Here is a 14728-nt window from a genome sequence, read left to right on the forward strand (position 1 = left end):
ATTAATGGATTTAAAAGAAAAACTTTTATCGTCTTTTATGGCTTTTGAAGAGCGGGTAGATGTAAATGCAGATTTACATAATATCCGTACGGAAGCTATTAAGAATTTTGAATATAAAGGCTTCCCCACAAAAAAGGATGAAGCCTGGAAATATACATCGCTTAACAGCATCCTGAAGAATGACTTCAGCGTATTCCCTAAAGAAGAAAATGCGCTTAACTATGCCGATGTAAAAAAATACTTTTTGCATGAAATAGACACCTATAAAGTGGTGTTTATTGACGGTATTTTCAGTTCATTCCTTTCGTCTACAACGCACGACGGGCTTGATGTGTGCCTTATGTCATCGGCCATGACAAAACCCAAGTACAAAGCTGTAATAGACGAATATTTTAATAAGGCGGCAAATAATGCCGATAGCTTAACATCGCTAAACACCGCTTTTTCGTATGAGGGTGCTTATATAAACATCCCTAAAAATAAAGTAGCTGATAAGCCTGTAGAAATTGTATATCTTTCAACCGGTAATGAGGCAGCGCTTATGGTACAACCCCGCAACCTCATTATTGTGGGCAGGAATGCGCAGGTGCAGATAATAGAAAGGCACCAGAGCCTTAACAGCAATCCGGTGCTAACCAATTCGGTAACCGAAATATTTGTTGACGAAAGAGCCATAGCAGATTACTATAAGATACAGAACGATGTACTTACCGCTAACCTTATTGACAATACCTATATATCGCAAAAAAAAGACAGTATTGCATCTGTACATACTTTCTCTTTTGGAGGTAACATTACACGTAACAACCTGAATTTTTATCATGAGGGCGAGCATGTAGAGAGCACGCTTAAAGGGATTACTATAATTGGCGAGAAACAGCTTGTAGACCACTACACGCTGGTAAACCATGCCCAGCCAAACTGTGTGAGCCACCAAAATTATAAAGGTATTTTTGACGGCAATGCAACAGGCGTTTTTAACGGGAAGATTTTTGTGGAGAAAGAAGCCCAGAAAACAGACGCTTTTCAGCAGAACAACAATATATTGCTAAGCGAGAAGGCAACAATTAATGCCAAGCCGCAGCTTGAAATTTTTGCCGATGATGTAAAATGTTCGCACGGCTGTACCATAGGACAGCTTGATGAGAGCGCAATGTTTTACATGCAGTCGCGCGGCATACCTAAAAAAGAGGCTAAGGCTTTATTGATGTATGCTTTTAGCAATGAGGTAATAGAGAGTATCAAGATACCCGAATTAAAAAACAGGATAACCAAGCTGATTGCTTCTAAGCTTGGGGTAAACATGGGTTTTAACCTATAGACATTTACAGAAGCACAACTATGTTTAAGGGCTGCCTCTACGGGAAATAGAGGCAGTTTTTTATTGACCGCACTTTCTTTTATTTAGAATTAATAAAAATAATTTGCATATATAAAACCCTGCTTGTAGATTTGCAATTTAGAATCAATCTAACAAACAATGCAAATCACTATAAAGGTTTTAGTGCCTGTACTTTTACTATATACAATCTATACAGTTGCCCAGGAAACTGTTGCTGACACTATACAGCCCGCCCTGCTTAATGAAGTAGTGGTAACGGGGCAGATAGAGCCGCAATCCATAAAGAAATCGGTATTCAATGTAAGGGTAATCTCTGCCGAAGATATCCGCAGGCAGGCAGGTAATAACCTCGCCGATGTGCTTAACCAATACCTCAATATTATTGTACAGCCGCAAAGCGGAGAAGGGCGTTCTACAGTATCCATGTTTGGGTTAGACGGGCAATACCTTAAAGTATTGGTAGATAATGTACCGCTTGTAAGCGATACAGGGCTTGGCAACAATATAGACCTTACCCAGATAAATCTTGACGATATAGAACGCATAGAGATTATAGAGGGCGCTATGGGCGTAACACACGGCGCTAACGCCGTTAGTGGTATAATCAATATCATCACGAAGAAAAGCATCAAAAACAAATGGGAAATATCCGCTACCGTGCAGGAAGAAACCGTAGGTGATGAGTATAAGCCTTTTTATGATGAAGGCCGCCACATACAGGCATTAAGGATATCACACAATCTAAACGACAACTGGTTTATTTCTGCAGGGGCAAACCGCAATAGCTTTGAAGGGTATTTAGGCGGTTTTGGTGGGCGTGAGTTTACCAACAACCCAAACAACCCAACACAGCAGCGTGGTTACAGCTGGTTGCCCAAAGAGCAGGTTTTCAGCAACGCTTTGGTGCACTACCAAAAAGGTAATACCCGGGTTTTTTACCGCTTTGAGCATTTTGATGAGAACATAGATTTTTATAACCCTATCATATTAAGCCAGTTTATAGAAGGCACAGGCATATTGCGCTATGCTAACGACAGGCGTTATTTTACCGAAAAATTCTACCACCATCTTAATGCCGTGGGCAAGCTGGCGGGGTTGGATTATAATGTGTCGGTTTCGCACCAAAAGCAACAAAGGGACGTAGAGCAGTTCCGCTATTACATACAAACCGATACCGAGGAGCAGAATACTACCCAGCCGTATCAGGAAACAGAGGTACTGCACTCTACAGGCACACTGACTAATTTCATTAAAAAAGAAGGTTTTGATTTTCAGGTAGGTTATGAGTTGGTAAATACTTACGGTTACAGCTCTGCCCTTACAGGCAATTTTAACGATGATAACAATGGCGATGTTAACCTGAATAAAAGGCTGGAAAACTATGATGTTTTTGCTGCCGCAGAAGCGCCGGTAACCGAAAGGTTTTCCATACGTCCGGGGTTCAGGTATTCGTTCCAGTCAAAATTTGATAACCAGTGGGCGGCTTCTATGGGGCTGCGCTACCTGCTTAATAAAGGATATGAGGCAAGGCTCAGCTATGGCAGGTCATACCGCACGCCCAATTATGAAGAGCTATATACTTACTTTGTTGACAGCAACCATAACCTGCAGGGCAACCCTGAACTTGACCCTGAAAGCGGGCACAGTATAGAGGCAAGCCTTAAAAAACAAACCTTTACAAAAGACCTCCAACTAAGCAACAGCATTACAGCAGGCTTTATATCGGTATCCGACAGGATAGAACTTGCTGTAGTAGCAACCTTTCCGCAGTTCCAGTACCGCTATATCAATATCGATAGCTACAAAATGTGGAATCTTGCTACCACACACCAATTGCAGTACAAAAACCTCGATGCTAAAGTGGGTGTTTCGGTTACGGGCATATCACGGGCTATTAATACAGGGCTAACAGTGTCAGACGATAAATACCTCACCACCTACCAGTTTAACACCAGTATTGGCTATACCATACCAAAATGGGATACGCAACTTTCATTATACTATAAGCACAACGGCAGGCAGCAGCAATATGTACAGGACAGCTCATTAAGCAATCCGCAGTTCATATTAAACGAAATAGAAGCCTTTGGTCTTATGGATGCCTCAGTGCGCAAATCGTTCTTTAAACGCTCTTTAGATGTTACACTGGGCGCCAGGAACCTGCTGGATGTAGTAAATATACAAAGCAGCCAGGCAGCGGGCGGCACACACAGCGCGGGTACTACCAATATCCTTATGGGCTACGGGCGCTCATATTTCCTTAAGCTAACATACAATATCAATATATAATCACGTGTAACCATGAAAAAAATACTTTTATTTTCACTTGCAATGCTCGCGCTGGTGTCTTGCAGCGAAAACGGCAGCAACAGCAATATAGCCCCTATAGAAACGCCTTCTGCAGGAACTGTCTTCGGTACGGCTCAACATCCTTTAAATATTGGTGGCCCCAACCAGCAAAACCAGGTGTATGTAGACCTTAGCGGAGAAGGAGCAGTTCCTGTAGCGCGCGAAAGCTGGGATCTGGGCTTTTACAGTGGTAATGACTTCCGTGTGGTGCTTAACGGCTCGCTCATGATGGCTGCAAAACAGCTTGAAACAACCGATATTACCCTGCCACAGCAAGAAAACCTTGCTGTTGCCGTAGGAACCTTTCAACCGGAAAACCTGGAGTATGTGGATAACCCTGACGGAACCCTTAGCGGTACTGCCTTTAAAACCATTGCTGCAAACGAGGCAGAAGCTAAGGTATATCTTATCAACCTGGGCCATGCCGTGCCAACTGCTACCCCTGCCGTTGGCTCTGTAAATACTGCAGGCGACCCGCGCGGATGGAAGAAAGTAAAAGTTTGGAGGGATGGCGATGGCTACAAATTACAGTATGCCGATCTTGAAAGCGCATCATTCCAGGAAATTGCGATAGCCAAATCACCGGCCTATAACCACACTTTCTTCAGCTTTACTACAGGCGTTGTCATGGCCGAGCCTGAAAGAGACAAGTGGGACATGAACTTTACCACGTTTACCAATGAGGTATTTGATAATTCAGGTGCATCAGCAGGTGCTTATTTCTATTCCGATTTCATTGTGATAAACAGTAAGGCCGGTGTTACAGGCTTTATGGTACAGGGCGATACCGCTGCTTATGAGGCTTTTACGGCTGCATCTGTACAGGCGGGCAATTACCAGTTTAGCAGCGACCAAAGGGTAATTGGCGCTAACTGGCGTAACGTTATACCCGTACAGCTATATGATAATGTTTTCTTCGTGCTGAAAGACAGCGCAGGCAATATGTATAAAATTAAGTTTATTTCGATGCTTAACAGTAACGGAGAAAGGGGTTTCCCTGTTTTCCAGTACCAGTTGCTTCAGTAGTTATATAAATAAGTTAGTTTTTGTTTTTGGTTAGCCCGGCTTTATTGGCCGGGTTTTTTAGTACATAAAAAAACCGCTCCGGGGGAGGAGCGGCTTATCAGATATATAACCCAATAATTATAAAGAAGCAACTAAATCTCTCCATTCCTGTAATTCAGGAATGCCCGGCTTTCTCTTGCCGAAGAACTGAACAATAATCTCGCCCATTTCGTTAAACACCTCTATAGCCGTAACCATACCGTCTTCGGTTGGCTTACGCACTACCCATGTCTGTGCAATCCTGCTCATATCAAGGTGCAGGTTAAAGTCAGGGTCCATCACGTTAAACCACTGGTTGTGCCACATGGTTTTGCGCACGGTGCCGGTATGTATCTGTATATTGCCGCGGTTGCCAACAAACACCATTATAGGCAGTTTTTGTGCAGCAGCGCCTTCCATCATCTTTACTATGGCATCTTTTTCAATCTGTACCGCATAGTCCCCTTCAGGGGCAAGGCGAAGTGCCTGTGTGCGTGTAACGCCATATTTTTTAAGCATCCCGAAAAATGCATGTGTATCGTTAAGGTTGCGCCAAGACTCGCGGAAGCCTTCCACATCAATATCAGCATCCGCTTTTTCCTCAAGGTTTAGCGGCACATCCGTTACGGTCTCATCTGTACCCTGGTCATCTGACTTATATTTGGCAACAAGTTCCTCAAAGGCGTCATCGTCGCTGTCTTTTGTCAGGTATATTTTATGGATGGCAAGGCCGTCCTTACCAAAAAACTGGAGGCTTTTCCTGTCGCCGTGCTCGCTTTTCTCCGCTACGGCAAAGGCTTTATCCCAATGGGAGATAAAAATACGCAGGTCGATATCCTCGCCTACAAAAAGCCCTGCAAACGGGCTGCTGAAGTCAGGGTTAAGGTACACGCCCTTACGTTCGTGCACACATTCTTCATTACGGGTAAGCGCCATAACCTTACCAAGCTTTTCAACTTCTGTAAGTATATCAGCAAATTGGGGGCGGAGGCGTGTAACGGTGTCGCCGGCCTGTGTGGCAACAAGTTCGGCTTCGCTAACGCCAAGCTGCTCGGCGGCATTGCGTATGCGAAGGTGCGGGTTTTCGGCTTTAAGCGATTCCCATTGGGCTTTAAGTGTATTTGTTATAGTATCCATGTGCTTTGGGTATTGTATTACGTTCCGAATATTATTAATGGGTTTTTATTAACCGGGTTAGGGCATATAGTGCAGGGAAAGTTATATACACCGCTTATTATTTCTTTCGTAAAAACCTTATCGGGCACATCATGGCTCACAATCCTGCCTTTTTTCATCAGCAGCACGCGGTCGGCAAACTGTGCGGCAAGGTTAAGGTCGTGCAGTACCATTACGGCTGTATTGCCGCGGCCTGTAAAGTTCTTTATGGTGTGCAGTATGCGGTGCTGGTGCAATACATCAAGGTTATTTAGCGGTTCATCTAAAAATACCAGCTTGTGCGCCACATCATTATCAAGCTGCGCCAGTACCCTTGCCAGGTGAACGCGCTGTTTTTCGCCACCGGAAAGAGTGTTATAGTCGCGTGCGGCAAGCGTGGTAACATCGGTTTCCTGCATGGCTTTGGCAACTGCATCGTGGTCGGATTTGTGCGGCGCGGCGTTAAAATACGGGTAGCGGCCCATCATTACCACATCTTTAACCGATAATGGTATATCCTGGCTGTTGCTTTGTGAAAATTTAGCCTTGTGATGCGGCAGCTCTTTCTCATCCCAGTCTTCAAAAGTTTTCTTTTTAAAGAAAATAGGCTCTTCGTTTTTGCCCATTTCGTTGGCAAGCATGCTCAATAGTGTAGATTTGCCTGCACCGTTGGGGCCCACAATAACCAAAAGTTCGCCATAGCCCACCGAAACATCTATGTTTTGCAGGATGGCAAACTTGCGTTGCGAGTATGATATTTTATAAGCTTCGAGCATAACTCTTACTGCATTGATTTCCTGTTTTTAACTAAAATGGCAATAAATATGGGCGCGCCCATAAAAGCCGTAAGTATGCCTATCGGCACTTCTGACGGTGCGGCTATAGTGCGGCTCACAGTGTCGGCAGCCAGCAGCAGCACGCTGCCCAGTATGGCCGACATCGGTAATATTATGTGATAGTTCGATTTAAATATCAGCCTGAGGATATAAGGCACTATAAGCCCCACAAAGCCTATTGTACCGGCAAAAGCTACCGATGTGCCAACCATGAGTGCCGTAAACAGCACAATCTGTTTTTTAATGCGTTCTACAGGTATGCCCAGGTGCTGTGCATCGCGCTCGCCAAGCATCATGGCATTTAATGCCTTGCCTTTGTTGATTAAAAATGCATACGAAACGATTATTATAACGGTAAGTATGGCATTTTTTGTCCATGTGGCGCCGCCCAGGCTGCCCAGGTTCCAAAAGGTAAGGTCGCGCAGTTGCTCTTCTTTACTGATGTAGATAAGAAAACCTGTAACGGCAAAGCCAAGCGCTGTTATGGCGACACCCGAAAGCAGCATTATTATTACATTTGTTTTGCCGTTGCTGGTAGATATGCGGTAAACTGTAACCATTGTGAACAATGCACCTAAAAATGCCATAAAGCTTAACAGCGAAAAATGGAAAACCTCGGGGATATAGGGCCTTATTGATGCGCCAAGCACAATAGCAAGCGCGGCGAATAAAGAGGCTCCGCTGGTTATCCCGATGAGGTCGGGCGTTGCAAGCGGGTTTTTAAACATGCCCTGCAGACACGTGCCCGAAACTGCCAGTGCACTGCCTATCAGTATGGCCATGCTTATGCGCGGCAGGCGTAAATCCATCATTACAAAACGGTCGCTTTCTGATAATGTGCTGTCGTTGGTTATTAGCCCTTTCAGTACTTCTGCAACCGAATATTTTTCAAAAACATATACACCCATATACAGCGATAGTACTGCTAAAGAAAGTAGCAGTACCGTACTGGCAAGTATGTATATGGAAAGTTTATTTTGCATTCTCCTGAAACTTGCTGTTCAGTGTTGCGGCAGCTTCGCCCAAACGTGGCCCGAACCCCGAAAGCAGGGCACCATCCATAGCAATAATTTTCTTGTTTTTGCCGGCGTTCGTTTTTTCTATACCCTGAATTTTAAGTACACCCTGCTCTCCGCCAAGGCTTTGTATACCCGAGTCGAACATTAGTATAACATCCGGGTTGGCCTGTATTAGGGCTTCAGCGGTTAATGGCTTGTAATCTTCAAAATCGGTAACGGCATTTTTACCGCCTGCAAGCTCTATCACTTTATCAACCGGTGTGTTCTTGCCGCCCACCATTAGTGTACCTGCACCACGCGCATAAATAAACAATACTTTTGGCTGTATTTTAAGCTGCTCAACACCTTTCAGGTCAGTATCAATCTTATCCTGCAGTTTTTGTGCCCCTTCGCTTTGCAGCACTGTAGCTACCTGCCCTATCAGCATTTTAGTGCCTTCGGCGGTATAGTCCCTGTCAAAAACACGCACATCAACTTTAGCCAGTTTAATCTTTTCAGTAAGTTCCGGGCTAAGGTCTTCGTTGGTGGCTAAAATAAGCTCAGGCTTTTCTGCCATAAGCGCTTCTATAGAGATACTCCTTACATGCCCCAGGTCTTTAGCCGAATTCTTAATACCTTCAGGGTAGGTACTGGTAACATCAACAGCTACTATCTGGTCCTGGTGTCCCAGTGCACTAATTATCTCTGTAAGCGCACCGTTTAAGGAGATGATTCTTCTTTTTTCAACTTTCGCAACTGTGTCAGTTGCAGTTGTTTTTTCTTCAGGAGCCTGTTGCTCTTTTTTGCACGATGCAGTTGCCAGTATCAGTAAGGCAACAGCCGTAAATTTTGCTATATGCTTCATTGGTAAGCGAATATTGTTTTTATTGAATCTAAATAATGGCAAATCTATAGCTTTTTATTTAGAATGAAAAAAAATAAGCTGTTAAATTGTACTGTTGGGATATTCTTAAAACCACCTTTAAAAATCTGTTTTTAAAAAAACAAGCCGTAACTTTGCAGTTGCTTTTAAAAGCATAATAGTATAAATCAGTAATTAAGATGTTCGATATAAATAAAGTCAGGGAAGACTTCCCCATACTTAACCAAAAAGTAAACGGCAAGCCGCTTATTTATTTTGATAATGCTGCCACTTCGCAAAAGCCGCAGGTGGTTATAGATGCTATTTCGGGCTATTACAGCACTATAAATGCTAACATCCACCGCGGGGTACACGCGCTTAGCCAGCTTGCCACAGATGCTTATGAAGTTTCCAGGCAGAAGATACAAAAGCACATTAATGCAAAGCACAGCCACGAAGTACTGTTTACCACAGGTACCACCCACGGTATTAACCTTGTAGCCAGCGGGTTTTCTAAATTCGTGAAGGAAGGCGACAAGGTTATGGTTAGCGCAATGGAACACCACAGCAACATTGTGCCGTGGCAAATGCTCTGCGAAAGGGCAGGTGCCACACTCGTGGTTATACCCATGAATAACAAGGGAGAGCTTATACTGGAAGAGTATGAGAAACTGCTTGATGAAAGGGTTAAAATTGTAACCGTAAACCATATATCAAACTCACTGGGTACTATTAACCCTGTAAAATATATTATAGATAAGGCCCATGCTGTAGGCGCTGCTGTTTTAATAGACGGCGCTCAGGCTGCCCCGCACCTTCAGCCGGATATGCAGGCACTTGATTGCGATTTTTATACCTTCTCGGGACACAAGGCATGCGGGCCAACCGGCAGCGGTGTGCTGTACGGAAAGGAAGAATGGCTCAACAAACTGCCGCCTTACCAGGGTGGCGGCGAAATGATTAAGGAAGTACGCTTTGAAAAAAGTACCTATGCCGACCTGCCCCATAAGTTTGAAGCAGGCACGCCAAACATTGAAGGCGGTATAGTGCTGGGCACCGCAATAGATTACCTGAACCAGGTTGGGCTGCACAATATAATGGCGTATGAGCAGGAGCTGCTTAGCTATGGCACGCAAAAGCTACAGGAAATTGAAGGGCTGAAAATTATTGGTACTGCCGATAATAAAACATCTGTTATCTCTTTTGTTATTGATGGCATACACCCGTATGATATTGGCGCCATTGTAGACAAAATGGGTATAGCCGTGCGCACGGGCCACCATTGCACACAGCCCGTTATGGAGTTTTTCAACGTTCCGGGTACGGTAAGGGCTTCCTTCTCGTTTTACAATACCAAAGAAGAAATAGATGCTTTGGCTGCTGCGGTAGTTAAAGCTAAAAATATGCTAAGCTAAATTTACTATTTTAGTGATATGAAAAAGATATTCCCTTTAGTTGCTGTTTTAGTGTTAGTATTGGTGTCATGTGCGGCTAAGCATAAGGTAGATGATAAGGCTGAGCCGGTTAGCGTAGCTTATAAAGCAATGACACGCGGTACTCAAAAAGAAATCCTGATTACAGATAAAAACTATACAGATATCACTGTGAGGAGGGGAGAGGAAATAAAAGGCAAAGGCAGCGTAACACCAAATCAATGGAAGGCAATTGTAACAGAAGCATCTAAACTGGATTACAGCAGTCTTAACACTATGAGTGTGCCGAGCGCAAAGCATCAGTTTGATGGTGCACTTGCCGCTAATGTAATTATAACAACTGCCGACAGCACCTACCAAAGTGTTACTTTTGACCACGGCAACCCGCCGGCTGAACTGAAACCGCTTCTTGAAGCAATGGCTGAGGTTACAGGAAGCCTAAACAATTAATACAAATGACAATTAAAGACATACAGGAAGAAATAATAGATGAATTTTCGATGTTTGACGACTGGGACGAGCGTTACCAGTATGTTATAGACCTCGGGAAGACATTACCCCTTGCCGAAGAGCAGTATAAAACCGACGATAACATTATTAAAGGCTGCCAGAGCCGCGTTTGGCTTCACGCTGAGCAGAAGGATGACAAAGTTTTTTTTACGGCTGACAGCGACGCTATTTTAACGAAAGGCATAATCGCAATATTAATCCGTGTATTCTCCGGGCAGGAGCCTAAAGACATACTGGAAGCCGATACCGGATTTATAGATGAGATCGGTTTAAAGGAGCACCTATCGCCAACAAGGGCAAACGGGCTTGTTTCGATGGTAAAACAGATAAAAATGTATGCGCTTGCTTTCAGCGCCAAAAATTAATACTTATGGAACCGCAAATAGATACTGCACAGCTTGGGGAAGAAATTGTAAAGGTGCTTAAAACCATCTACGACCCCGAAATTCCGGTTGATATATATGAGCTTGGGCTTATTTATGATGTTATGGTAAGCACCGATAACGAGGTGAAGATACTCATGACGCTCACATCGCCTAACTGCCCTGTTGCCGAAAGCCTTCCGGCTGAGGTAGAGGAGAAGATATCCAAAATAGAACATGTAAAATCTACGGAAGTGGAAATCACTTTCGACCCGCCGTGGACGCGCGACCTTATGAGTGAAGAGGCCAAGCTGGAGCTTGGGATGTTGTAAAATTTATTAGCTTGTTATGGAAGAACAGCAAATTATTAACCGTGTCGCCAATAGTGTTTTGCAGGTTTTTGACCTTGAGGATTACTATCCTGAAGGTGAACGTGTTTCGCTTGATATTTCACAATGGCTTTTGGAAGGTTTTGTACTCCGCGAGAAAGATTTTCGCGAATCGCTTAAAAATTACAACTGGCAACAGTTTCAGGATAGCTATGTAGCCCTGCATTGCAGTACCGATGCCATAGTTCCTGCATGGGCCTATATGCTGGTAACTGTTTACCTGCAACCTTATGCCAAAGCAGTTGTACAGGGCAGCGTTAACGATATTAATATTCACCTTTACCGCGAAATTCTCTCAAATATCGATTATACAGAATATGTTGGCAAGCCTGTGATTGTAAAAGGCTGTTCACGCAAGCCCGTGCCGCAGGAGGCTTATGTAATGGCAGTACAGCACTTAATGCCGGTTGCCAAAAGCCTTATGTTTGGCGAAGCCTGCTCATCGGTACCGTTGTACAAGAAGAAGTAATTTTTTAACTTATTCAAATTTTCAAATGGCTATATTTGTTTTAAACTCGTATAGCAATGAAAAATAAATTACTTTTTTTATGCTGCGCTTTCAGCGTTCTTACTGCAAGCGCACAGGATGAAGACACCCCGCAGGCCGATAATGACACTATTGGCCCCTGGACTAAAAAAGGAAATGCTTCTTTCCTTTTTAACCAAAGTACATTTGATAACTGGCTGCCCGGCGGTGAAAATAATATTTCCGGAAGCCTGGGTGTTAATTATGACATTAATTACAAGAAAGAAGACTGGACATGGGACAACAAACTGATGGCTTCTTATGGTATTGTTAAAACCCGTAACAGTGCCTTTGCCAAGAAAACCGATGATAGGCTCGAAATAAATTCTATTTTAGGAAAGCAGATAACAGACCGTTGGTATTATTCTGCATTCCTTAATTTTAAAACACAGTTTACAAAAGGTTACCAGTATTCTACTAATGAAGACGGTGCCGAGATAAGGGATGAATATACTAATTTCCTTTCGCCGGGTTATTTGTTAGTTGGTCCCGGTGTGCTGTACAAGCGCGATGACAACTTTAAATTTAACTTATCTCCCGCCACTTCTAAGTTTACTTTTGTAGATGCTAAATATACCCTTCCTGACGCTGCCTATTTTGGTGTGGATGAAGGTGAGACTTTGCGTTATGAGCTTGGGTTTAATGCATCGGCTTACTGGAAGCTGGATGTAATTGCCAACGTTACTTTCGAGAACATACTAAACCTTTACAGCAATTACCTCGAAGATCCGCAAAATGTAGATATCGATTATCAGCTTAACATTGTGATGAAGATTAACCGTTACCTTACTACTAATTTATCATTCCAGACGGTTTATGACGACAATGCCTTTAAAGGCTTCCAGATTAGGCAGGTATTTGGCGTTGCTGCCAATTATGGTTTTTGATTTTTAATAATCAGAGATAAAGCAAAACCCCCGCAGCACGCTGCGGGGGTTTCTTATTTATTGATGGGTGGGTTGTTTATTGTTTTACGATCATGAACTCACTCCTCCTGTTCTGTGCATGCTGCTCTTCAGTACAGTCAGGGGCACATTCCACCTTCGGCTGGCTCTCTCCGAAGCCTTCGCCTGATATCCTGGCTTTGTCAATACCTTTCGAGATCACATACTGCACCGTAGCCTTAGCCCTCCTGCTGGAAAGCGCCTGGTTGTAACGGTCGCTGCCGCGGTTATCGGTATGGGCCTTCACCATGATGGTCAGCTCAGGGTTCTTCTTCATCGCCTCCACAAGGTTATCCAGCTCAAAGGCCGCCTCTTTGGTGATGTTGCTCTTATCGAACTCAAAGTAGATGTCCTTCGCCTCAAACACAGGGTACTTTATCCTTACCTCCACAGGGTTCAGGTCAGCCGATACGGTTACCTGCCCGCCTTTGGTTTTGGCAATCGGGAAGCTGTTGTTCTCATAGCCGTCAGCCGCCGCCTGTATGGTGTAGGCCCTGTCACAGTCAATGTTGTAGGTCACCTTACCGTCAGCGCCTGCCGTACGGGTCTCTATCACGTTGCCCTTGTCATCCAGTATGGATACCCTTGCCGTAGCCAGCGCCTTGCCGGTGTTGGCATCGCGCACCATAACAATAGCCTCTACCCCGCATACCGGTGTAGCGCTGTAGAGCTGGTCTACCCCGCTCCTGTTAGAGGCAAAGTAACCCATGTTCTTGCTGTTGTTAAAGCTGAAGGAAATATCATCCTGCGGTGAGTTTACCGGGGCACCCAGGTTCATGGCCTCGCCGCTGTTGTTCTTAAGGTCTATCACATACAGGTCATACCCGCCAAAGCCCGGCCTGCCGTTAGAGGCAAAGTACAGCTTGTCGTCTTCGGTAATGAAAGGGAAGTTCTCCCTGCCCTCTGTATTTACTTTTGGCCCCAGGTTTACCGGCTCGCCATAGGTGTTGTTGCCTTTTACCTCTACCTTCCAGATATCGGTATCCCCCACAGAGCCTTCCCTGTCAGAGGTAAAGTAAAGGGTTTTGCCGTCTTTGCTGATGGCAGGGTTACCCGTGCTCCAGCGCTTGTCGTTAAACGGCACCGGCTGCACATTGGCCCAGCTGTCGCCCTGCCTGGTGGCCCTGTACAGGTACACCTGGCCTATCTTGGCATTTACATCCTTATCCTTCTGCCACTGCTTGCTCTCTTTAAAGCTCTCGCTGGCAAAGTACATGGTCTTGCCATCGGCGGTTACTGCCGCAGGACCGTCATGCCACTTGCTGTTCACCCCTTCCACCGGTACCGGCTCGCTGAAGGTGCCGTTGGCATTCCAGGTGCTCATGTACAGGTCAAGGAAAGGCTGGTCGTTCCAGCCGTAGGTCTTGCGGGCTTCATTGCGTGCACTGGTAAAGTAAAGGGTATTGTCATCGGTTAGCACCGGCCCGAAAGAAGCGAACTTCTCATCGTTGATGTCAAGCTTCTTCTCATCAAAAAGCTTGCTCTGGTTGCGCAGCTTGGGCAGGTAGTTAGGGTCTTTCATAAAGAGCTTTGCCCTCTGGTCATTAGGTGCCATAGAGGCGAACTGGCGCATCTGCTTGTTGGCATCCTCATACCTTCCGGCAGCCTTTAGCATCTGGGCATAGCGGTAGTAGGTCTCCGCATCTGCATTGCCGGCGGCTACGGCCTTGTCATACCACTTTACAGCCTCTTTGTAGTTAAACACATTGTAGTAGCTGTCGGCAAGCTGCTTGTACACATAGGCATCGCCTTTGCCGTCTTCCACCAGCTCTTTGTAAGCCTCGGCAGCTTCCACATATTCAAAGCGGCCAAAATGCTTGTCGGCTTCTTTGGTATATTTGTTCTGCGCCGTTACTGCCATCCCGGCGAGCATAAAACTAAGGGTAATATATAAATTCTTCATTTTCTTATGTCGCTTTTAGGTTTAGAAATAACGTGGAGAACGTGATACTTTTTTCGGGAAGTTCAAATCGAAAAG

At 44.7% G+C, this 14728-nt stretch carries 14 protein-coding genes; 9 read left to right on the top strand and 5 right to left on the bottom strand.

What is annotated here, in order from left to right; genetic code table 11:
- Window positions 1-4 precede the first annotated feature (4 nt).
- The 3 genes from sufD (at window position 5) to Q0K96_RS08275 (ending at window position 4717) form a co-directional block, all read left to right on the top strand.
- On the top strand, window positions 5-1321 hold the full coding sequence (gene sufD / locus Q0K96_RS08265) for a Fe-S cluster assembly protein SufD (protein ID WP_297333531.1): 1317 nt from the start codon (window positions 5-7) through the stop codon (window positions 1319-1321).
- 159 nt (window positions 1322-1480) lie between these two features.
- Window positions 1481-3631: a TonB-dependent receptor gene (locus Q0K96_RS08270; protein WP_297333532.1), complete on the top strand. Its 2151-nt coding sequence runs from the start codon at window positions 1481-1483 to the stop codon at window positions 3629-3631.
- A 12-nt stretch (window positions 3632-3643) separates the two neighbouring features.
- On the top strand, window positions 3644-4717 hold the full coding sequence (locus Q0K96_RS08275) for an HmuY family protein (RefSeq protein ID WP_297333533.1): 1074 nt from the start codon (window positions 3644-3646) through the stop codon (window positions 4715-4717).
- 117 nt (window positions 4718-4834) lie between these two features.
- Here Q0K96_RS08275 and Q0K96_RS08280 read toward each other — a convergent pair whose 3' ends face one another.
- From Q0K96_RS08280 to Q0K96_RS08295, 4 genes are read right to left on the bottom strand one after another with little or no spacing between them, the layout of a single operon-like run.
- Complete coding sequence (locus Q0K96_RS08280; RefSeq protein ID WP_297333534.1) at window positions 4835-5872, bottom strand: ChuX/HutX family heme-like substrate-binding protein; 1038 nt, start codon at window positions 5870-5872, stop codon at window positions 4835-4837.
- A 17-nt stretch (window positions 5873-5889) separates the two neighbouring features.
- On the bottom strand, window positions 5890-6666 hold the full coding sequence (locus tag Q0K96_RS08285) for a heme ABC transporter ATP-binding protein (RefSeq protein ID WP_297333535.1): 777 nt from the start codon (window positions 6664-6666) through the stop codon (window positions 5890-5892).
- A 5-nt stretch (window positions 6667-6671) separates the two neighbouring features.
- Window positions 6672-7709, bottom strand: coding sequence for an iron ABC transporter permease (locus tag Q0K96_RS08290; RefSeq protein WP_297333536.1), 1038 nt, complete (start codon window positions 7707-7709; stop codon window positions 6672-6674).
- Window positions 7699-8589, bottom strand: coding sequence for an ABC transporter substrate-binding protein (locus Q0K96_RS08295; RefSeq protein ID WP_297333537.1), 891 nt, complete (start codon window positions 8587-8589; stop codon window positions 7699-7701). Before Q0K96_RS08295 ends, Q0K96_RS08290 begins: the two co-directional genes overlap by 11 nt.
- Window positions 8590-8786: 197 nt before the next feature.
- On the opposite strand from Q0K96_RS08295, the gene Q0K96_RS08300 reads away from it, so the two are divergent.
- Genes Q0K96_RS08300 through Q0K96_RS08325 form a run of 6 tightly spaced genes read left to right on the top strand, consistent with a single transcriptional unit; the run spans window position 8787 to window position 12693 of the window.
- Complete coding sequence (locus Q0K96_RS08300; protein ID WP_297333538.1) at window positions 8787-10001, top strand: cysteine desulfurase; 1215 nt, start codon at window positions 8787-8789, stop codon at window positions 9999-10001.
- Between the two features lie 18 nt (window positions 10002-10019).
- On the top strand, window positions 10020-10469 hold the full coding sequence (locus Q0K96_RS08305; protein WP_297333539.1) for a hypothetical protein: 450 nt from the start codon (window positions 10020-10022) through the stop codon (window positions 10467-10469).
- Between the two features lie 5 nt (window positions 10470-10474).
- Window positions 10475-10894, top strand: coding sequence for a SufE family protein (locus Q0K96_RS08310; RefSeq protein WP_297333540.1), 420 nt, complete (start codon window positions 10475-10477; stop codon window positions 10892-10894).
- 5 nt (window positions 10895-10899) lie between these two features.
- The gene (locus Q0K96_RS08315) at window positions 10900-11223 is read left to right on the top strand and encodes an SUF system Fe-S cluster assembly protein (RefSeq protein WP_223054056.1); all 324 of its coding nucleotides are present in this window, start codon (window positions 10900-10902) and stop codon (window positions 11221-11223) included.
- A 16-nt stretch (window positions 11224-11239) separates the two neighbouring features.
- A complete protein-coding gene (locus tag Q0K96_RS08320; RefSeq protein WP_297333541.1) occupies window positions 11240-11749 on the top strand; it encodes a DUF2480 family protein in 510 nt (169 codons plus the stop codon).
- Window positions 11750-11805: 56 nt separating this feature from the next.
- Complete coding sequence (locus Q0K96_RS08325; RefSeq protein ID WP_297333542.1) at window positions 11806-12693, top strand: DUF3078 domain-containing protein; 888 nt, start codon at window positions 11806-11808, stop codon at window positions 12691-12693.
- Between the two features lie 76 nt (window positions 12694-12769).
- Here the strand turns inward: Q0K96_RS08325 and Q0K96_RS08330 are convergent, their stop codons facing one another.
- Window positions 12770-14653, bottom strand: a complete 1884-nt coding sequence (locus tag Q0K96_RS08330) for an OmpA family protein (RefSeq protein ID WP_297333543.1) — start codon at window positions 14651-14653, stop codon at window positions 12770-12772.
- Between the last annotated feature and the right edge of the window lie 75 nt (window positions 14654-14728).

Source organism: Flavobacterium sp. (assembly GCF_024305175.1).
Taxonomy (GTDB): domain Bacteria; phylum Bacteroidota; class Bacteroidia; order Flavobacteriales; family Flavobacteriaceae; genus Flavobacterium.